Origin of the sequence: Thorsellia anophelis DSM 18579 (assembly GCF_900111395.1) — a bacterium.
Taxonomy (GTDB): Bacteria; Pseudomonadota; Gammaproteobacteria; order Enterobacterales; family Thorselliaceae; genus Thorsellia; species Thorsellia anophelis.
Map to the genome: position 1 here is coordinate 166,054 of NZ_FOHV01000002.1, position 18,828 is coordinate 184,881.

General features: G+C 35.3%; 20 protein-coding genes and 2 tRNA genes. 7 read left to right on the forward strand and 15 right to left on the reverse strand.

The window, feature by feature from the left end; translation table 11 throughout:
• Positions 1 to 172: 172 nt before the first annotated feature.
• The 7 genes from BMW37_RS01885 to BMW37_RS01915 all read right to left on the reverse strand — a co-directional run bounded on the left by BMW37_RS01885 (position 173) and on the right by BMW37_RS01915 (position 3,689).
• Positions 173 to 817: a DUF1349 domain-containing protein gene (locus BMW37_RS01885; protein ID WP_093317268.1), complete on the reverse strand. Its 645-nt coding sequence runs from the start codon at positions 815 to 817 to the stop codon at positions 173 to 175.
• A gap of 142 nt (positions 818 to 959) precedes the next feature.
• Positions 960 to 1,325 (reverse strand): 50S ribosomal protein L7/L12, encoded by a 366-nt coding sequence (rplL, locus tag BMW37_RS01890; protein WP_093317271.1) that lies wholly within the window; start codon positions 1,323 to 1,325, stop codon positions 960 to 962.
• 69 nt (positions 1,326 to 1,394) lie between these two features.
• Positions 1,395 to 1,892, reverse strand: a complete 498-nt coding sequence (gene rplJ / locus BMW37_RS01895; protein WP_093317273.1) for a 50S ribosomal protein L10 — start codon at positions 1,890 to 1,892, stop codon at positions 1,395 to 1,397.
• A gap of 244 nt (positions 1,893 to 2,136) precedes the next feature.
• On the reverse strand, positions 2,137 to 2,838 hold the full coding sequence (rplA, locus tag BMW37_RS01900; protein WP_093317275.1) for a 50S ribosomal protein L1: 702 nt from the start codon (positions 2,836 to 2,838) through the stop codon (positions 2,137 to 2,139).
• Positions 2,839 to 3,270, reverse strand: coding sequence for a 50S ribosomal protein L11 (rplK, locus tag BMW37_RS01905; RefSeq protein ID WP_093317277.1), 432 nt, complete (start codon positions 3,268 to 3,270; stop codon positions 2,839 to 2,841). It lies immediately after the preceding gene.
• A 254-nt stretch (positions 3,271 to 3,524) separates the two neighbouring features.
• A tRNA-Lys gene (locus tag BMW37_RS01910) sits at positions 3,525 to 3,600 on the reverse strand.
• 13 nt (positions 3,601 to 3,613) lie between these two features.
• Positions 3,614 to 3,689, reverse strand: a tRNA-Val gene (locus tag BMW37_RS01915).
• A 533-nt stretch (positions 3,690 to 4,222) separates the two neighbouring features.
• Here BMW37_RS01915 and gltX point away from each other — a divergent pair.
• The 5 genes from gltX to pth all read left to right on the forward strand — a co-directional run bounded on the left by gltX (position 4,223) and on the right by pth (position 8,536).
• On the forward strand, positions 4,223 to 5,659 hold the full coding sequence (gene gltX / locus BMW37_RS01920) for a glutamate--tRNA ligase (RefSeq protein ID WP_093317280.1): 1,437 nt from the start codon (positions 4,223 to 4,225) through the stop codon (positions 5,657 to 5,659).
• Positions 5,660 to 5,719: 60 nt separating this feature from the next.
• Complete coding sequence (gene dapB, locus BMW37_RS01925) at positions 5,720 to 6,553, forward strand: 4-hydroxy-tetrahydrodipicolinate reductase (RefSeq protein ID WP_093317283.1); 834 nt, start codon at positions 5,720 to 5,722, stop codon at positions 6,551 to 6,553.
• Positions 6,554 to 6,615: 62 nt separating this feature from the next.
• A complete protein-coding gene (locus BMW37_RS01930) occupies positions 6,616 to 6,993 on the forward strand; it encodes a diacylglycerol kinase (RefSeq protein ID WP_093317285.1) in 378 nt (125 codons plus the stop codon).
• Positions 6,994 to 7,028: 35 nt separating this feature from the next.
• On the forward strand, positions 7,029 to 7,859 hold the full coding sequence (gene mutM / locus BMW37_RS01935; protein ID WP_093317288.1) for a bifunctional DNA-formamidopyrimidine glycosylase/DNA-(apurinic or apyrimidinic site) lyase: 831 nt from the start codon (positions 7,029 to 7,031) through the stop codon (positions 7,857 to 7,859).
• Positions 7,860 to 7,945: 86 nt separating this feature from the next.
• Entirely contained in the window at positions 7,946 to 8,536 is a 591-nt protein-coding gene (gene pth / locus BMW37_RS01940) for an aminoacyl-tRNA hydrolase (protein ID WP_093317291.1), read from the forward strand.
• A gap of 49 nt (positions 8,537 to 8,585) precedes the next feature.
• Here the strand turns inward: pth and glpD are convergent, their stop codons facing one another.
• The 5 genes from glpD to BMW37_RS01965 all read right to left on the reverse strand — a co-directional run bounded on the left by glpD (position 8,586) and on the right by BMW37_RS01965 (position 13,646).
• Positions 8,586 to 10,070, reverse strand: coding sequence for a glycerol-3-phosphate dehydrogenase (gene glpD / locus BMW37_RS01945; RefSeq protein WP_093317293.1), 1,485 nt, complete (start codon positions 10,068 to 10,070; stop codon positions 8,586 to 8,588).
• 124 nt (positions 10,071 to 10,194) lie between these two features.
• Entirely contained in the window at positions 10,195 to 11,145 is a 951-nt protein-coding gene (locus tag BMW37_RS01950; protein WP_093317296.1) for a CYTH domain-containing protein, read from the reverse strand.
• 74 nt (positions 11,146 to 11,219) lie between these two features.
• Positions 11,220 to 11,888 (reverse strand): DedA family protein, encoded by a 669-nt coding sequence (locus BMW37_RS01955; protein ID WP_093317299.1) that lies wholly within the window; start codon positions 11,886 to 11,888, stop codon positions 11,220 to 11,222.
• A 235-nt stretch (positions 11,889 to 12,123) separates the two neighbouring features.
• Entirely contained in the window at positions 12,124 to 13,113 is a 990-nt protein-coding gene (locus tag BMW37_RS01960) for a Gfo/Idh/MocA family protein (RefSeq protein WP_093317302.1), read from the reverse strand.
• A 14-nt stretch (positions 13,114 to 13,127) separates the two neighbouring features.
• Positions 13,128 to 13,646 (reverse strand): M48 metallopeptidase family protein, encoded by a 519-nt coding sequence (locus BMW37_RS01965; RefSeq protein WP_093317304.1) that lies wholly within the window; start codon positions 13,644 to 13,646, stop codon positions 13,128 to 13,130.
• 228 nt (positions 13,647 to 13,874) lie between these two features.
• On the opposite strand from BMW37_RS01965, the gene rluD reads away from it, so the two are divergent.
• Together rluD and pgeF are read left to right on the forward strand one after the other, a co-directional pair.
• Positions 13,875 to 14,846: a 23S rRNA pseudouridine(1911/1915/1917) synthase RluD gene (rluD, locus tag BMW37_RS01970; protein WP_093317307.1), complete on the forward strand. Its 972-nt coding sequence runs from the start codon at positions 13,875 to 13,877 to the stop codon at positions 14,844 to 14,846.
• 29 nt (positions 14,847 to 14,875) lie between these two features.
• Positions 14,876 to 15,640: a peptidoglycan editing factor PgeF gene (gene pgeF / locus BMW37_RS01975; protein WP_093317310.1), complete on the forward strand. Its 765-nt coding sequence runs from the start codon at positions 14,876 to 14,878 to the stop codon at positions 15,638 to 15,640.
• Positions 15,641 to 15,649: 9 nt separating this feature from the next.
• Here pgeF and BMW37_RS01980 read toward each other — a convergent pair whose 3' ends face one another.
• The 3 genes from BMW37_RS01980 to pldA form a co-directional block, all read right to left on the reverse strand.
• Positions 15,650 to 15,922, reverse strand: a complete 273-nt coding sequence (locus BMW37_RS01980; RefSeq protein ID WP_093317312.1) for a helix-turn-helix domain-containing protein — start codon at positions 15,920 to 15,922, stop codon at positions 15,650 to 15,652.
• A gap of 781 nt (positions 15,923 to 16,703) precedes the next feature.
• Positions 16,704 to 17,675, reverse strand: a complete 972-nt coding sequence (gene ispB / locus BMW37_RS01985) for an octaprenyl diphosphate synthase (protein ID WP_093317315.1) — start codon at positions 17,673 to 17,675, stop codon at positions 16,704 to 16,706.
• A gap of 118 nt (positions 17,676 to 17,793) precedes the next feature.
• Complete coding sequence (gene pldA / locus BMW37_RS01990; protein ID WP_245710998.1) at positions 17,794 to 18,615, reverse strand: phospholipase A; 822 nt, start codon at positions 18,613 to 18,615, stop codon at positions 17,794 to 17,796.
• Positions 18,616 to 18,828 lie beyond the last annotated feature (213 nt).

Sequence of the window (18,828 nt, forward strand, 5' to 3'; positions counted from 1 at the left end):
AATTTAGCAGCCTGAGCAATTTTTACTGTTTGATTGGGCGTTGGCCTTTAATATAGTCTTTGCTCGCTTAAATCATTTCATTGCATATCTATTTTATAGTCTGCAGTATATTAAGTCGTTGACAAAGGTACATTAGGTTGTGTAGCCAGTATTTCTACACACACCTGAAAATTTATATACCTAGTCGAAAGTCATTTAAGTTTTCGTAGGTTAGTAATATTTCGCTAAATATCGTTTTATTTCCATCTCCAGTAGGAGATTGGGTTGACAACCCAATAAAGGGTATTGGCGAAAAATTATTCTTAAATAGTCTAATCATCACCCATTCTTTGCTATCTTGGGAGTAATAACAGCCTATTTGTTTTGTATCTGATGCAATTTTTAAATAAATTGATTGATTGCTATTCTTTTCGTGATTGCAGTCATCTGAGTATTGGTCAGTTTTGACGCTAACAATTCGTTTGTTATAAGAATCATCTAATTCAAAAGCAAGTTTCAGCCATTTCTGGTTATTATCATAAAAGAATAAGGCCCCAGCATCATATTTTTGTTTAAAAGTGGGTAAGACCTTACACGATAAGACAAATGGTTTATTATTATCAATTTTGGTTAATAATAAAGGTGCGTTATTAGCAGTATAACTATCATCAGGCGCATTAAAAAAATCAGTCTTTGCTATCGAACTTAAACTAATTGAATCTTGAGAAGAATCAATTTTAGGTGTATTGACGATATGAGTAAAAAACAGAATGTTTTCAATTTCTTTAAGGTTAGTGTTTATTGCAACATTAGATTCACGATTTATATTTTGAGTCATCGAAACAAATCCTCATAATTTTAAACGAATTAACTTAGTTGATAATATGTAACCTTGCCTTAATGCTAAAGGCTAGTATGCAAAAACATACTAGCCTCTATTGATAAAGACCTTGATTTTTCAATCAAGATCAATTATTTAATTACTTAACTTCTACTGTAGCACCAGCAGCTTCTAATTCTTTCTTAAGTGCTTCAGATTCATCTTTGCTCACACCTTCTTTGATTGGTGCTGGAGCAGATTCAACTAGATCTTTAGCTTCTTTTAAGCCTAAGCCAGTTGCAGTACGTACTGCTTTGATAACAGCAACTTTGTTAGCGCCTGCAGCTGCAAGAATAACGTTGAATTCAGTTTTTTCTTCAGCAGCTTCAGCAGCAGCAGGTGCAGCAGCAACAGCTGCTGCAGCAGAAACACCGAATTTTTCTTCCATTGCAGAAATTAATTCAACAACATCCATTACTGACATAGCAGCAATTGCATCAAGGATTTGGTCTTTAGAAATTGACATAGTAATTGTTCCTAAAATTTATAGTATAAGTGAATAATTCAAATGCAAAATTGAATACTGAAACTGCAATTAAGCAGCTTCTTTTTGATCGCGGACAGCTGCGATTGTACGTACCAATTTGCCTGCTGCAGCTTCCTTCATGGTACCCATGAGGCTTGCTAATGCTTCTTCGTAAGTTGGTAATGTTGCTAAACGATCGATGTTAGCACCACTAATTAATTCACCTTCGAAGGCAGCAGCTTTTATTTCAAATGCTTGGTTTTCTTTTGCGAATGCTTTGAACAAACGTGCAGCTGCACCTGGATGCTCATGAGAAAAAGCAATTAAAGTTGGACCTGTAAATTTGTCTGTCAAGCATTCAAACGGCGTACCTTCAACGATACGACGTAGAAGTGTATTACGTACAACACGTATATAAACACCTGCTTCACGACATTCTTTACGCAATGCAGTCATCTTACCAACAGTTACACCGCGAGAATCTGCGATAACTGCTGAAAGTGCACTTTTGGCCACTTCACTGACTTCAGCTACAATCGCTTGTTTGTCTTGAAGATTTAATGGCATATGCCTTGCTCCTGGATTAACCGAGTAAACTCGGGACTCACTTTGCTTTAGATTGAAAATTAATCTAAAACGCTTAATACGGTGAGCAGTTGCCAGTTTTAGAAAAAATAAATTATTTTTTCTTTTATAGGGTTCTGTCACCGTCTACGCTAGAAATTAAGTTGAAAATAAATTATTTATCAACACTAGCGGTCTTAGACGGGGCTTGGAAGGCCAAGCACCAACTAAATTTTTGAAGCGTCAATTATATTGAAGCGCTTAATGTTGTTTGATCAATTGCAACACCGGCACCCATTGTTGTAGAAAGGCTAACTTTCTTAACAAAGATACCTTTAGAGTTTGCTGGTTTAGCACGTTTAAGAGCAACCAATAAAGCCTCTAAGTTTTCTTTTAATTGTTCTTGTGTAAAGTCAACACGACCAATTGTAGTGTGGATAATACCATTTTTATCATTACGGTAACGTACTTGACCTGCTTTAGCATTAGTAACTGCTTCAGCAACGTTTGGTGTTACTGTACCAACTTTAGGGTTTGGCATTAAACCACGTGGACCTAATACTTGCCCAAGTTGACCTACGATACGCATAGCATCTGGAGAAGCAATCACAACATCAAAGCCCATTTCACCAGCTTTGATTTGATCTGCTAAATCTTCCATACCAACAAACTCAGCACCAGCTGCTTTAGCTGCTTCTGCATTTGGTCCTTGTGTAAACACAGCTACACGTACTGAACGGCCTGTACCATTAGGTAAAACAGTTGCACCACGTACGTTTTGATCTGATTTACGAGCGTCAATTCCTAAGTTAATAGCAACATCAACGCTTTCAGTGAATTTAGCTGTTGCTAATTCTTTTAATAAAGCTACTGCTTCATTGATTTCATATTGTTTAGTTGCGTCTACTTTCTCACGAATTGCACGCATACGTTTGCTTAATTTAGCCATTTATTGACCCTCCACCGTAATGCCCATAGAGCGAGCTGTACCAGCAATTGAACGCGCCATTGCATCAATATCTGCACCCGTCATATCTGCTGCTTTTGATTCAGCAATTTGACGAACTTGTTCGGCAGTAAGATTTGCTACTTTTTCTTTATTTGGTTTGCCTGAACCTGATTTGATACCAGCTGCTTTTTTCAATAATACTGCTGCAGGAGGAGTTTTTGTTACGAAAGTAAATGAACGGTCAGCATAAACTGTGATAACAACAGGAATTGGAAGACCTTTTTCCATGCTTTCTGTTTTTGCATTAAATGCTTTACAGAATTCCATGATGTTAACACCTTGTTGACCTAGAGCAGGACCAACTGGTGGACTTGGATTTGCCATACCAGCTGCAACTTGCAACTTGACATAGGCTTGTACTTTTTTAGCCATTTTAAAATTCCTCTAAATGGGTCATAGCGCAACATATCAGTTGCTTCCCGTTAAATGATTTATATAAGTATACTTCATATCTTAGTAAATATTTAATTTTTTATAAATTACCTACTTACTAAAAGGCGCGAAATTTTACTACTTTAATCTTATCAATGCAAATGATTTTTTGTTTAAAGTTGAAAGTGTATTTGGGTGCTGAAATCAATAGGGTGTTTTTTTATGAAATGAGATAACTTGATGAGGTTTTTTTGTGGTGGGCCGTGCGGGATTCGAACCTGCGACCAACTGATTAAAAGTCAGCTGCTCTACCGACTGAGCTAACGGCCCGTTATAAAATTAGTGGTGGGCGATACCAGATTCGAACTGATGACCCCCTCCTTGTAAGGGAGATGCTCTACCAACTGAGCTAATCGCCCACTAATTTTAAAACAGCGATGAGAAGTATTTCTCTGTCTCAACGGAGGCGCATTATAGAGACTCTAGGAAGTAAGTCAAATTATTTTTTAAATTATTTTATCATTAGGTTTAAAAATGCTCAATTAGGTTAAATTTTGTTTTATTTGTTTTTAATTTAAGCTGATTTATAGATGCAATCTGATATTGTTTCTGATGCTATATGAGTTATTTAGCATAATGTATATAAAATGTACTTTTGTTTGTTGATACTGCGTATTCAATCTTTGTTAGTTTCGATTATACCATTCTTATAATTGACCAACTAATGGCTTTTTTAGTATCACGGAGTCAGCTCTTCAAAAATGCATGATAAATTATCTATGTAATTTTCAGTGAATTAAATATATAGATAAACGAGTTTGACGTTTTCTTTTTTGCAGCTGCAAGCGTATAATCAAATAAATTGCTGATTCATTTTGTCTGTGTTTAGTTTGCAGCGTTTAAAAGTGAATTTAGTTTGTTATTTTACGACTATCAAGGTGAATATTAGATTATGTCAACAAGCGCATCTTTAACAAATAAACCTATTAAAACACGTTTTGCCCCAAGTCCTACAGGTTATTTACATGTGGGCGGTGCAAGAACAGCTCTTTATTCATGGCTATTTGCTCGCCATTATGGTGGGGAATTTGTGCTTAGAATTGAAGATACTGACCTCGAACGTTCAACTCCAGAAGCGATTGAAGCGATTATGGATGGTATGCAATGGCTTAATCTAGCTTGGGATGAAGGTCCTTATTTTCAAACCAAACGATTTGATAGATATAATCAAGTAATCGATGAAATGCTTGAAGCTGGTACTGCTTATCGTTGTTATTGCTCTACTGAGAGATTAAATGAGATGCGTGAAGCCCAAATGGCTGCGAATCAAAAAGCACGCTATGATGGTAGGTGTCGTTTTCATGAGCACAATCACACCTCTGATGAACCTCATGTTGTACGGTTTAAAAATCCTCAAGACGGTAGTGTTATTTTTGATGATATCATCCGTGGTGAGATTGAAATTAGCAATCAAGAAATGGATGATTTAATTATTAGACGAACTGATGGCTCACCAACTTATAATTTTTGTGTAGTAGTTGATGATTTCGATATGGGGATTACACACGTGATTAGAGGTGAAGATCATATCAATAATACGCCTAGACAAATCAATATACTTAAAGCTATTGGTGCTGATGTACCTCTATACGGGCATGTTTCGATGATTTTAGGGGATGATGGTAAAAAATTATCTAAGCGTCATGGTGCTGTTAGCGTTATGCAATATAGATATGATGGTTTTTTACCTGAGGCTCTATTAAACTATCTTGTTAGATTAGGTTGGGCACATGGGGATCAAGAAGTGTTTTCTGTTGAAGAAATGAAATCTTTATTCACGCTTGAAGCCGTTAATAAATCTGCTAGTGCATTTAATACAGAAAAATTGCTCTGGCTAAATCATCATTATATTAATCATTTACCACCAGAGCGTGTTGCTGTTCAACTTGATTGGCATATGCAACAAATGGGGTATCCGCTGCAAGCGGGACCAAACTTAGTCGAATTGGTAAAATTATTAGGTGATAGATGCAAAACGTTAAAAGAATTAGCACAAAGTGCCCATTACTTTTATCAAGAATTCGACGCATTTGATGAAAGCGTGGCAAGTAAGCATCTCACTACCCAAGCTATTGAACCACTCACTCTATTGCGTGATAAGTTAGAATCTTTAGCTGACTGGTTAAATGAGCCTATTCATTCTGCTATCAAAGCAACAGCCGAGGAATTAGGCTTGGGAATGGGTAAAGTTGGTATGCCACTTCGTGTTGCTGTTACGAGTTCAGGTCAGTCTCCAGCAATTGATGCAACAGTTGCTGCAATAGGTAAAACACGCACATTAGCTAGAATAACTAAGGCGATTGACTATATTAAAGCTAAAACCGCTTAATAAATTAATCGGTCATTTGAGATTATACAAAAAGAATAACAAAAGGTTAGGGGCTAGTTTATGAGCCAAGAAAAAAAAGTAAGAATTGCAATTGTTGGTGCTGATGGACGTATGGGCAGACAATTAATAGAGGCTGTAGCACAAGCAAATGATACTATATTAGGTGCAGCAGTTGTCAGAGCGAATGAAAATAATAGGTTAATCGGGCTAGATGCCGCGACTTTAATTGGAACAGAACAGCTTGGTGTAATGATAACAGATAATCTTGAATCTGTTATTGATGAGTTTGATGTATTAATCGACTTCACTCGTCCAGAAGGGACCCTTGCTTATTTAGAAACATGTATTGTCAATAAAAAAGCCATGGTTATTGGTACTACAGGATTCTCAGACGTAGAAAAAATACGTTTGACCGAAGCTGCTAAGACAATACCGATTATATTAGCAGCGAACTATAGTGTAGGTGTGAATTTACTCTTGAATTTACTTGAAACTGCTGCAAAAGTTATGGGTGATTATACTGATATTGAGGTGATTGAAGCTCATCATAGACATAAAGTTGACGCACCTTCAGGCACAGCTTTAGCTATGGGTGAAACTATTGCTCACGCACTTGGTCGTGATTTAAAAGAGTGCGGTGTATATGCAAGAGAAGGCTATACTGGTGAACGTTCACCAAAATCAATCGGTTTTTCTACTATCCGAGCTGGGGACATTATCGGTGAACACACTGCTATGTTTGCTGATATAGGTGAGCGAGTTGAAATTACACATAAAGCATCTAGTCGTATGACATTTGCAAAAGGAGCACTTCGTGCAAGTATTTGGTTATATGCTCAAAATAGAGAAGACCTCCGTTTATTCGATATGCGTGATGTATTAGGCTTTAAATAAAACATGATATAACTTAATGATCTTAGCGCAATTTGCTCTCCTCATCATTAATAGGATTTAAGATGATAAAACAGTCTTTAATAAGAATTTATAAAGCATTCGGTTATTCTAAACAAGGACTTAAGTCAGCTTATCAAAATGAGCGTGCCTTTAAAGAAGAAGTTTGGTTACTTGTTATAGCAATTATTTTGGGTGTGGTTTTGAATATTACTGTGATAGAAAAGTTTGCTTTAGTCGCCGTTGTTTTATTGATGATGATAGTTGAGTTACTCAATAGCGCAATTGAAGCTGTTGTTGACAGAATTGGTCCTGAACATCATGAATTATCGGGACGTGCTAAGGATATGGGGTCGGCTGCAGTCTTATTAGCAGGTGCATTAGTTTGTTGCGTGTGGGGCTATATTATTATTGGGTATATCTGCACACTGTTATCTAATTAATGTTAATTTTTACTATATAAATCAAATATAAAAATATGCCTGAATTACCAGAGGTTGAAACAAGTTGCCGAGGAATTACGCCTTATTTGAAAGGTGCAACTATCTTAGGGGCAAGAGTAAGCCAACCTAAATTACGTTGGATGGTATCTAAAGAAATCATTGAAATTAATCAGGTGAAAGTCATAGATGTCACAAGACGAGCGAAATATATTCTAATTAAACTTGATTATGGTTGGTTGATCGTGCATTTAGGCATGTCAGGTAGCGTCAGAATCTTACCTCAAGATTCACCTATTAATAAACATGATCATCTAGATTTGATTTTAGATAGTGGGCAAATCTTGAGGTATACCGATCCTAGGCGATTTGGTGCTTGGTTATTTGCTCCTACTTTAACAGATCATCCATTATTAGCTCATTTAGGACCAGAGCCTTTAAGTGATGACTTTAATGAAACGTATTTAATGAGTGTTATTGAAGACTTAAAAAATAAGCGCAAACCAAGTATGCTTATTATCAAACCTTGGTTGATGGATAATAGAGTTGTTGTTGGGGTAGGTAATATTTATGCTTGTGAGTCCTTATTTGAAGCAAAGATAAGCCCTTTAAGGTTAGTTGTTTCTTTAACTTCCGATGAAATACGCTGTTTAGTTAGGATAGTTAAATTAGTATTAACGCGGTCGATTACTCAAGGCGGCACTACTTTAAGAGACTTCACTCAATCAGATGGTTCTCCTGGGTATTTCGCACAGCAGCTTTTTGTTTATGGGCGGCATAATGAACCTTGTAAATCCTGCGGTCAGTTAATTGAATCTTTAAAGCAAGCTCAGAGAACAACATTCTACTGCCCAATCTGCCAAACATGATTTTGTATGGCACTTCTATCAATTTCAGAACATTCAAAAAGATTAATGACCTTAAAATTATGAACGCGTTAAAGATTGAGTAAAATATGACAGATAAAATAAAACTAATTGTAGGACTAGCTAATCCTGGTGCTGAGTATGCAAATACTCGGCATAATGCAGGTGCTTGGTATCTTGATTTGCTTACAAGGCAGTATCAATTAAGTTGGCAAAATGAAAATAAGTTTTTTGGTATGACATCAAGGGCGATTATTTCAGGCCAAGATATAAGATTTCTCATTCCGACCACTTTTATGAATCTAAGCGGAAAAGCAGTATCTGCTATAGCTAATTTTTATCGAATCGATGTTGAAGAAATATTGGTGGCTCATGATGAGCTAGATGTGTTGCCAGGTATTGCGAAATTTAAGCGAGGCGGTGGCCATGGTGGTCATAATGGACTTAAAGACATTATCAGTAAAATGAATAACAACCCTAATTTTTTAAGATTAAGAATAGGTATTGGCCATCCAGGAGATAAAAACAAAGTAAGTGGTTTTGTTTTAACTAAACCGCCATCAAGTGAATTGACGTTGATTGAACAAAGTCTTGATGAAGCCGCTAGAGCAACAGATATATTGCTTTCAAAAGGGCTAAATGACGCAATGCATAGATTACATACTTTTAAAGCTCAGTAATACATTAATACACCAGTCAAATCACTCTTGCTGGTGTATTAATTAAAATTTACCTATTTTCTATAATCCAAGTGTTTAGTTTAGATTGCTCCTCAGAAGATAGCTTAAGCCCGAGTTTAGTTCTTCTCCAAATAGCATCATCTAATTCAGTTACCCATTCATGTTTAATTAGATATTCTAATTCCGCCTCATACAAATCGGCACCAAAATGCTCACCTAAATCACTGAGTTGAGATTTATCTTTCAAAATAATCTCACTATTAGAACCATAAGTATAGGCGTAGCGTTTTGCAGTATCTTTCCCTAACCAAGGATATGTTTGCCATAAGGCAGCCGCATAGGAATATCTTGAACCTGTAAAATTACCGCCAGGTAAAATATTCTTAGACGTCCAAGCACTTTTAATACCAGTATAAAAAGGAGTAAGATCATTTATTGCTTGCTCTGCAAGTTTGCGGTAAGTCGTTAACTTACCACCAAATACTGAGAGTAGAGGTAATTTTCCTCCTTCATCTTGCAATGAAAGAGTATAGTCACGTGTGATTGCTTGTGGTGAATCCGACTCATCATCACATAGAGGACGTACACCAGAAAAATGCCATATAATATCTTCTTTTGATAGCTGTTTTTTAAAATAATCATTATAGGCATTTAGCATATATTCTATTTCTGCATCACTTGCTTTTGCACTAAGAGGATCACCTATATGTTCTACATCAGTTGTGCCTATCATTGAGTATTCATCTAACCATGGGATTACAAAAACAATACGTTTGTCTTTATTTTGCAAAATATAGGCTTGTGGCTCATCATGAACTCTAGGAACCACAATATGGCTGCCACGAATTAACCGAATACCATAAGGTGATTTAAGTTCTAATCCATTATCAAAGAACTCTTTAACCCAAGGACCTGCTGCATTGACAATACCACTTGCTGTATAAGTAAGTGTTTCATTTGTTAGTGTATTATATGCACTGACAACCCATTTATCACTATCACGCTTTGCCCCGGTTACCATTGTTCGTGTTTTAACTTGCCCACCTTTTCTAATAACCTCTTGTGCGTTGATCACCACTAACCTCGCATCATCTACCCAGCAGTCAGAATATTCAAAACCTTTTGTGATGTGCGATTTTAAATAGCTATTTTCACCAAATTTGATGCTATTACTTTTAGGTAGGGTACCGCGCTTACCTAAATTGTCATACAAAAATAATCCTGCTCTTATCATAAGAGCAGGCCTCAAATGGGGTTCATGTGGTAATCGAAAACGCATTGGAAAAGCTAGGTGCGGAGCGAGTTTAAGTAAAACTTCTCTTTCAGATAAAGCGTGGCTGACTAGTTTGAATTCATAATGCTCTAAATAGCGAAGACCGCCATGAATAAGTTTTGAACTAGCTGAAGAAGTCGCACATGCTAGATCTTTTGCTTCTAATAATAAAACATTCAAGCCCCTACCAGCTGCATCAGCGGCAATACCTGCGCCATTAATACCTCCACCGATAACAATTAGGTCAAAATGTTGAGTCATGTCGCTCCCTAAAAATGAGTGTTTAAATAAACATAATGTTTGATATCGAGCATTTTAGGGGCTGTGCTTGTGAATTGCAACACATGTGTAAACTTTTTGTATTAAAAATGTGATGATAAAGAGGTTATTGGGTTGATATATATTTTAATGCTCTGATTTTTAATGAGTTGTATGGGTAGCTATAAAGATAGTTTTTAAATAAATATTCTTTAATGTGAGATTCAGCCGCAGGTGGGGAAACAAGTAATATTTCAGAAATCATATCTATTAAATGAAGCAAATCGCTAATGCATTTTTCGATTTCGAGCGTATTGCGTAAAAAACATTCTTCTAGATATAAGAGTTGTTGAAGAAGATTTGCTAGTTTATCCTTTTGATTAGTTGATGTTATTACTTTAGGTGCATTAAGTATTTGTTGGGCGTCTAAACTGCTTTGTGATCGTAGTTGCAACATATGTCCTCTTGCAGCTTTTGATAAGTCACTTATTCGTAAGCCATTTATTTTCAAAATATTAAGAGCAAATATTAAGACCTCATTTAAGCTGCCAGATTTAAGTTCAATTTCAACTTCACAAATAGGTTCGTTTAGTTGATTAGATGTGATAGCACCTTCATCTAGCACTACTTCTACACAAGTAGTGCTAGATAGTTCAACTAACCAAGTGGTTCTTAAAAAGTTTGTTGTAAATTGAGGTTTAAGTAGTGCTTGTAACTCAATACAATCCGTTCCATTTGGCCAGATATTATCGGGTAGCAAGTGAATGTTTAATTTGCCATCGACTAAATGTACATTGTATTCTTGACGTTTAGCGATCCCAGGCATCCCAACTGAAGCTGTTTTCAAAGTCATTTCATATTCGTCATTAAATCCCCTAACACGTAATCCCATATCATGTCGTCTCAGAAAATTATCCTCAGTTTCATAATAAGTATTACTAAGTTGACAGGATTTAGGTAGGCTTGGTATTAAGCTTGCCATCAAGGTTAAAAAAGATTTTTTTGATTCAGGTAATAATGAAAATTTCAATTCTGTTTCAAGTTGATTAGTATTCGAATTAGGATTATTTTGGGGCATGATATGTCTCAAATAAAGGTAAGGATGTGAATATTTAGAAGGCAGGCTTAGAAATTATCTAAGCCTTAAATTCGTTATTTTTTAGGTGGATTATTGCGTTTTTTTGACCAGATCATATAAATTGAGCTGATTAATCCAAATACCAATAAAACGATTGGTAGTATCATCAAAATATGCATAAATTGGGTTTCATATTTTTCAAAAATTTTTGTGTTACCAAACACATACCCTACTAAGGTTAATGAAAGTACCCAAAATATGCTACTTAACCAATTGAAAATTTGAAATCTTTTAGGCTCTAACCCTGAAATTCCTGCAAGTGTAGGCATCAAGGTACGAACAAATGCGATAAAACGACCAATTAATAGTGCCATTAGCCCATGTTTATAAAATAAATCATGTGTTCTTTGATGATATTTTTGAGGTAAATGCCCCAACCAAGATTTAACAATTGTTGTATTACCTAACCATAATCCTTGCAGGTACCCAACCCAACTCCCTAGGCTCGCGCCTGCAACTAGGAGTATTAAAGTGAAAGGTAGATTCATCGTATCTTTAGAAATTAACACACCAACTAAAATCAGTAAACTATCACCAGGTAAAAAAGCTGCAGGTAGAAGACCATTTTCTAGAAATAGTATTAAAAAAAGGATTAAGTATAAGGCCCACAGAACATTTGGATCCTGAAGGGTAGCAAAATCATGTGTCCAAAGTGCAAAAAATAAGTTTTGTAATAATTCCATTCACTTTCCTAACAGCAAAAATACAATTTAAAAGAAATAAATAATATAGATATCCATGATGATATAATGTTTATTATAAAAATAGTATCTCACAAAACGAAACAATAGACTTGTTTTAGTTTACTTACAATTGATTTAAAACCTTAAATATGTGCTAATTGTTTATTTTTTTATCAATCTATATGGTTTAAAAGAGGTTAACAATTCAGTATTAGATAGAACCACTGCTAATAACCTAATTTTGATCTGCCTGATAAGTTACACCTATTTGCTCTCTTAATGCAGTGATAACTTCGATTGTTGTTAGTGAGCGTAAGATATCATCATGATTTATGTGTTTATTTGCGACTAGTTCTGAAAAATAAGATGCTTCAAATATCATAGTGTTATCTGGGTGACGGTTTGAAATAAGCTGAGTTTTGTTTGTATTACGCATAATTTTAGTAATAGATTCACACTCTGATAAGTGCTCAATGACTAAACTTCCTAATTCACCTTGGATTTCACTTGGTACGTAAGAATTACTTATTTTAGAGTGTTGTATATTGACTAAAAAATCATCAAAGGCAAGTGTCGCTGTTCCTAATCCATCAACTCCAGTATCTAATTTTATTGCCTGGCCTACAACATGATTTGGCTTACCCCACAAGGTAATTGCAAAAGCGACGCAATAAAAGCCTATATCCATTAAAGAACCATTTGAAAAAACAGGATTAAAAGTATTAGGAAGCTCACCTGCTAGGTATCGGGGATAGCGTGAAGAATACTGGCAGAAATTGAGATTGGCTAAGCGAATTTTGCCAAGAGAATGTAATTCACTTTTCAGGATTGAAAAATTAGGGGTGTAAGCAGTTTTAAAGGCTTCGAATAAAATGACTTGGTTGCGTTTAGCACATTCAAACATTTGGATTGCTTCAATATAATTTGAAGCCATAGGTTTTTCGACGATAACATGCTTACCGTGATTCATAAAAAGCATCGCCTGTTTGGCATGTAATGAATTTGGACTCGCAATGTAAACTGCATCAAAACTATTGGATGATGCTAAGCTATCTAAATCTGAAAAGAGTTGAGAGTTTTCAGAAGGATATTTACTCGCAAATGTTTCAGCACTATCTTTATTCCTAGAATAAATTGCTTTTAATTGGTATAACCCAGTTGATAAAGCTGCTTCGACAAATTTGTGCGTAATCCAATTAGTACCTATAATTGCTAAACGTAACATAATTAATCCTCTGATTAACTGTCAAAAAAAGGAGTGCCTTCTATCTCAATTTGTACTAAGAATAATCTTACATCAAATTCTAATTGAAAATAGTTTGGTTCCATATAAGTGCATAACTGGTAAAAGGCCTTGTTATGAGTTTTTTCTTTAATATGTGCAAGTTCGTGTACAACGATCATTTTTAAAAATGGTTCAGGTGCGCGTTTGAATATATTACCAATACGAATTTCTATTTTAGCATTAGCTTTGCCACCTTGCACTCGGGTTACTGCAGTGTGTAAGCCTAATGCGTTATGCATTACATGAATTTTATTATCATACTGCACTTTATTCAAAACAGGGGCATTTTTAAAATATTTTTGCTTGAGTGAATTTGCATATCCAAAAAGAAGTTTATCGCTATTAAATTGATGTATTGGCTCGCCTTTATAACGATTTTTAAGAACCATCCCAATCCTTTTGGTTTCAATTAAGTTTTGTACTTGCAATCTTATTTCAGGTGAATATCCTTGAAAGTACTCTAAACCAGCCATATTCCATTTATTTCCATTATCAATTTTACTCTACGAAGAGAATGTAATAAAAATGCGCGCAATGAGCAAGTACTTTACACTTTCTTTCTTATACGCAGCATTTAATTTGAGGTAATCAGTGTAAATCAAGTTATAATCTATTAATAGCTCGATGCAGATTTTCAATTTAGATTAGCTGCATTTTATCATACGCAAGTTTGCGTTTCTTTTTTATTTTTCGGTTGATTTATGACATTTTCTAAACTTAGTGCAACACTTCAAACCCATCAACTTGGTCAAAGATTGGATCAAGCTTTAGCTGAAATCTTTCCTGATTATTCACGCTCAAGGATTAAGGATTGGATTGTGGAAGGAAAGGCAACTCTAAATGGCGTGGTTGTTACTACTCCTAAGGAAAAAGTATTTGGGTATGAATCTGTTACGCTCACTGTCGAATTAATTGAGCAAGTCAATTGGCATGCTGAGTCTATGGCTCTTGATATTTATTATGAAGATGAAGATATATTAGTGATTAATAAACCTGCAGGTTTAGTTGTCCATCCTGGGGCGGGAATACGTGAGGGTACGCTACTTAATGGATTATTAGGGTATTATCCAGCGATAGCCGAAGTTGCTAGAGCAGGTATAGTGCACCGTTTAGATAAAGATACAACCGGGCTAATGGTTGTAGCTAAGACGGTTCCAGCTCAAACTCATTTAGTTGAGGCGCTTCAAGCAAGGCGTATTACACGTGAGTATGAAGCTGTTGCAATTGGCTACATGACTGCAGGTGGACGAATTGATCAGCCTATTGCGAGACACCCGACAAAAAGAACTCATATGGCAGTTCATCCTATGGGCAAACCCGCTGCAACTCAATATCGTTTAATTAAGCAGTATAGAGCGCATACCCATTTGAGATTAAGGCTGGAGTCAGGCAGAACACATCAGATCAGGGTACACATGGCGCATTTAAATCATCCATTAGTTGGTGATCCTCTTTATGGTGGAAGGAGCCGTTTACCAGCGCACTCTAGTGACAATTTGATTGCAACCTTACAGGCATTTAATAGACAAGCATTGCATGCAGCTCATTTAGCACTTAATCATCCAATTACTCAGGAACCGCTTGCATGGAGTGCTCCGTTACCAGACGACTTTCAAAATTTACTAAAAGCCTTGCAGGTAGATTTAGAGGAAAATATCGATAGGATGTACTAGTTTTTATAATCAAAATGAGGAAAGGGTAATTGAACAATAGCTATATAACACCAAACTGGCATGCCCCTAGCAATGTATGTGGATTGACGACAACACGATTAGGAGGCCTTAGTGATGCTCCTTTTGATAGCTTTAACCTTGGCGCGCATGTTGGAGATGAGGCGGGATGTGTGGAGGCTAATAGGCTGAAATTAATGCATATCGCAGATTTACCTCATATGCCCAATTGGTTAAATCAAACTCATAGTGTCTCTGTCGCTACAATTAAATCCGGTCAACTCAGTACAGTTGATGCTGATGCTGTCTACACAAATGAGATTAATACTGTTTGTGCTATTCTAACCGCTGATTGTTTACCTGTTTTATTTGTTAATAAAGCAGGAAATGAAATTGCTGCTGCGCATGCTGGCTGGAGAGGACTTGTAAATGGCATACTTGAAAATACTATCAATTGTTTTAATGCCAATCCTCAAGATATTCTTGTTTGGTTTGGTCCTGCAATTGGGCCAAAATATTTTGAAGTTGGGCAAGATGTATTTGATGCTTTTTTAAATATAGATAGTGAATGTGCGTTTGCATTTCAACCCTGTATAAATCATGATGATCAATCACTAGATAAGCCTAAATATTTAGCTAATTTATATAGCTTAGCCAAACATCGATTAATGAGATGTGGGCTAAGCGACTTTTATGGCGCAGATCGTTGTACGGCGAGTGAGTCAGAATATTTTTACTCTTATCGCCGTGATAATAAAACAGGACGAATGGCCACTTTAATTTGGCTGACTCGCTAATTAAAGTTATTATGCGCTTTCTTGCAAACCTCTAATTTTACTTTTTCTATCAATTAAGTTGCCGTAAGTATCATAATAGCGCGTTGGCCAAATCAGTGATGGATGCATACCTAATCTGTCTGCTATTATCCATTCTCCTTTAGGCCAAGGTCTTATGAGTGTATTTGAAAGTGTTGAGGAACTTAGTCCTGCATCTCGTGATAGAGCAGCGAGCGTTGTTCCTGATTTTTTGAGTGCGGCAATTATATCTGCTGGATGCCAATCCGATGGCTGTTGATGCATAACATCATCTCCTTAAGTAAAAAATTTAATCCATTAAATTATGGGGTGGTGCAATACTTGTAAGTCCAATTGGTTATTTAAAATTTTTTGATAAGAAAATTTTTAAAAATAAGGGATAATTACAGTAAAGCTGAATAAAAACAGAAGACTGCGCTAATTAAAATGGATTGGTTATTCCAAATCAAATCCATATATTGAGAAATACGCAGAACTCTAAATGCATTTTATGAATTTTTTGGCAAATGTCTATTGAAAAATTTAACAGTTAAACCTTATCTCTAAAATTTTGATATTAATGTATCTATTTGGGTTATCCACAAGGGTGAGCTGTACTTTTAACAGGTTTATATATAAAAACTGAAGAAAATTGATAAAAAACTTAAGGTATTTATTCATGATATGGAATTATTTAAATATATTTTTAAATGGCAGTTAAAAATAATAAAGTAGGGTAATAAAAATATATTGAGTTAATAAATTTCTTGAATGTAAATTAATTAAATTGAATGGCTTGAATAAAAATTGCAATTAAGTGAATAAATAATTTGTTAATATTAAGTTAAATGACTCTAGATATAGAGACATAAATTAATTTAAGTATATGATGAAGTAGCTGAGTTTTTGAATATTTTAGAACATTAATACTACTATTAATAGCATATAGAAATATTGATATTTTAGAATAAAGATTTAAATTTTTTAAGGATAAAAATACCAATTAATACTAATATTTCAACTAAATCAGTATGAATTGGTATGTCATGAATTAAAGTAGATTGTGTTAATAAGTGCGGTTAACAGCAAGATTAGCTAAAAAAATTAAGGCATCTTTATAAATTGAGTCATCAAGTTGAGATAACGACGCAATTGCTTTATCCGATTCTTCTTCAGCTTTTTGTTTCGTGTAATCTAACGAACCATATTTATTCATAATCTTAAGTACATTATCAATGTGCTGCCTGCCGTCGCCTGTTTCTACAATTTGCCTTAATAGATGCCTATCTTCACCATCTGCGTGAGCCATAGCATGGAGTAAAGGCAGAGTAACTTTTCCTTCAGCTAAATCATCACCTAATGCTTTACCTAATTGTTCACTATCGGCAGTATAATCAAGATGGTCATCGATCAGCTGAAATGCTGTGCCAAGATATTTTCCATAGTCTTTTAAGCATTCAGTTAGTGTATCGTCCTGGTTTGTAATTACAGCTGCTGAATGAGTAGCTGCTTCAAATAAACGTGCAGTTTTGCTGTAAATAACTTGCATATAATCCGTCATAGACACATCAGGGTTATTGCAATTAATCAGCTGTAATACCTCTCCTTCGGCAATTACATTAACAGCATCTGACATAAGTTTTAGAAGCGGCATTGATCCGATGTCTGTCATCATTTGAAATGAACGAGTGTAAATAAAATCTCCAACTAAGACGCTAGCAGCATTTCCAAACTCAGCATTTGCAGTTGATTTACCTCGTCTAGTTGGAGATTCATCAACCACATCATCATGTAAAAGAGTTGCTGTGTGGATGAATTCAATCAGTGCAGCAATTTTAATATGATCTTGTCCTTTGTATCCAAGAGCATGTGCGCTGAGCAGGGTGATTAATGGTCTTAATCTTTTTCCACCACTACTAATTAGGTAATAACCTACTTGATTGATTAATGAAACTTTTGAGTTGAGTTGAGACAAAATTTCTTCATTAACCGCCTTCATATCTTTTTCGGTTAAATTCATGACATCTGATAAATTCATAGTGGCAGCCTTTACTTAGCTTTAGTCAATAAATAAAAAAACAAATTTTTTGATAATATACTCATGAATATGATGTTATAAATATTTCAATATCAATTATTTATATTTATTGATCTGTTTAAAAAACATCATTTAGCATGAATCCTAAACCAACACGAGTTTGTTTGTGATCATAATCAATTAATGATTCCCCATAACCAGAATAGACTTGGGTATAAAACCTAACATGGTTAGTGATTGGATAGCTCCAGCCAAGTTCAGCACCACCATAGCCACTATTCCAGTTATAACCGCCTTTTGCACTAAAAGTGCTTTCACCTAGCTTATAGGCTATTTTGAGTCTATAGTGGCCAAGGTAGTCAGTAATATTCGGATTATCATCATTACTATCACTTTCTGGTACACGCCACCAAGGTTTTAAGTCTACTTGAAAATTACCATTTTGAGCCATCATTCTTGCATAAAGACGATTCCAGCTTCGTGAGGTTGGTTCAGCTTTACCATTCGATTGATGATTAAAACCTAATTCAAGCTCTCTTAGTACCCAATCACCAAATTGATAATCTGTTTCCCAACCTAGAAAAACCTGCGGCTCGTAATTAGATTCTCTAAATGGAGCTGATTCAGACATGTTAAAAGATTGCCACCAAGAGGTTTGTGTATAAGAAAATCCTAATAATGAGTTTTCGCTTACTATACCACGCCAGATAGGAAACCCTAAACTTACTTGAAATTTAGCTTCTTGCTTATCTGCATTATCAGCCCATTCATACTCAGAAATAGAATATGAATTAAGATTAGACGTATGTGTAAATAATAAATAATTTGTATCATATGGATAGAGCAGAAAAGGGCGTTCATAATCACGCATCATTTCAGAAATGACACTTCCTCGAGTGGGAGGTGTTTGGTTGGCGATTAGAGATGAACTTATGCCCATAAGTGATAGAGTTATAAGCACACCTAAAGGTGATATCATTAATTTTTTTTGTGATACTTGAGATGAAAGCGTAATCTTCATTTTTTTACCTTTGTGTGATTTAGGTGAGTGATTCTATAGCGCGTTTATTTCAGTTATTAACATACCTAGGATTAACATACCTAGGATTTATTCTGTATATTGTAGCAAAAACGACTAATGTTATCTAAACGT

What these genes read in the sequence shown, in the direction of transcription:
- BMW37_RS01955 (WP_093317299.1), bottom strand. Translation starts at nt 11,888, where the DNA reads ATGGAATTATTACAAAACTTATTTTTTGCACTTTGGACACATGATTTT.
- rplJ (WP_093317273.1), bottom strand. Translation starts at nt 1,892, where the DNA reads ATGCCATTAAATCTTCAAGACAAACAAGCGATTGTAGCTGAAGTCAGT.
- rluD (WP_093317307.1), top strand. Translation starts at nt 13,875, where the DNA reads ATGACATTTTCTAAACTTAGTGCAACACTTCAAACCCATCAACTTGGT.
- BMW37_RS01930 (WP_093317285.1), top strand. Translation starts at nt 6,616, where the DNA reads ATGATAAAACAGTCTTTAATAAGAATTTATAAAGCATTCGGTTATTCT.
- BMW37_RS01950 (WP_093317296.1), bottom strand. Translation starts at nt 11,145, where the DNA reads ATGCCCCAAAATAATCCTAATTCGAATACTAATCAACTTGAAACAGAA.
- mutM (WP_093317288.1), top strand. Translation starts at nt 7,029, where the DNA reads ATGCCTGAATTACCAGAGGTTGAAACAAGTTGCCGAGGAATTACGCCT.
- rplL (WP_093317271.1), bottom strand. Translation starts at nt 1,325, where the DNA reads ATGTCAATTTCTAAAGACCAAATCCTTGATGCAATTGCTGCTATGTCA.
- BMW37_RS01980 (WP_093317312.1), bottom strand. Translation starts at nt 15,922, where the DNA reads ATGCATCAACAGCCATCGGATTGGCATCCAGCAGATATAATTGCCGCA.
- rplA (WP_093317275.1), bottom strand. Translation starts at nt 2,838, where the DNA reads ATGGCTAAATTAAGCAAACGTATGCGTGCAATTCGTGAGAAAGTAGAC.
- dapB (WP_093317283.1), top strand. Translation starts at nt 5,720, where the DNA reads ATGAGCCAAGAAAAAAAAGTAAGAATTGCAATTGTTGGTGCTGATGGA.
- BMW37_RS01965 (WP_093317304.1), bottom strand. Translation starts at nt 13,646, where the DNA reads ATGGCTGGTTTAGAGTACTTTCAAGGATATTCACCTGAAATAAGATTG.
- glpD (WP_093317293.1), bottom strand. Translation starts at nt 10,070, where the DNA reads ATGACTCAACATTTTGACCTAATTGTTATCGGTGGAGGTATTAATGGC.
- ispB (WP_093317315.1), bottom strand. Translation starts at nt 17,675, where the DNA reads ATGAATTTATCAGATGTCATGAATTTAACCGAAAAAGATATGAAGGCG.
- BMW37_RS01960 (WP_093317302.1), bottom strand. Translation starts at nt 13,113, where the DNA reads ATGTTACGTTTAGCAATTATAGGTACTAATTGGATTACGCACAAATTT.
- pth (WP_093317291.1), top strand. Translation starts at nt 7,946, where the DNA reads ATGACAGATAAAATAAAACTAATTGTAGGACTAGCTAATCCTGGTGCT.
- pldA (WP_245710998.1), bottom strand. Translation starts at nt 18,615, where the DNA reads ATGGGCATAAGTTCATCTCTAATCGCCAACCAAACACCTCCCACTCGA.
- BMW37_RS01885 (WP_093317268.1), bottom strand. Translation starts at nt 817, where the DNA reads ATGACTCAAAATATAAATCGTGAATCTAATGTTGCAATAAACACTAAC.
- rplK (WP_093317277.1), bottom strand. Translation starts at nt 3,270, where the DNA reads ATGGCTAAAAAAGTACAAGCCTATGTCAAGTTGCAAGTTGCAGCTGGT.
- gltX (WP_093317280.1), top strand. Translation starts at nt 4,223, where the DNA reads ATGTCAACAAGCGCATCTTTAACAAATAAACCTATTAAAACACGTTTT.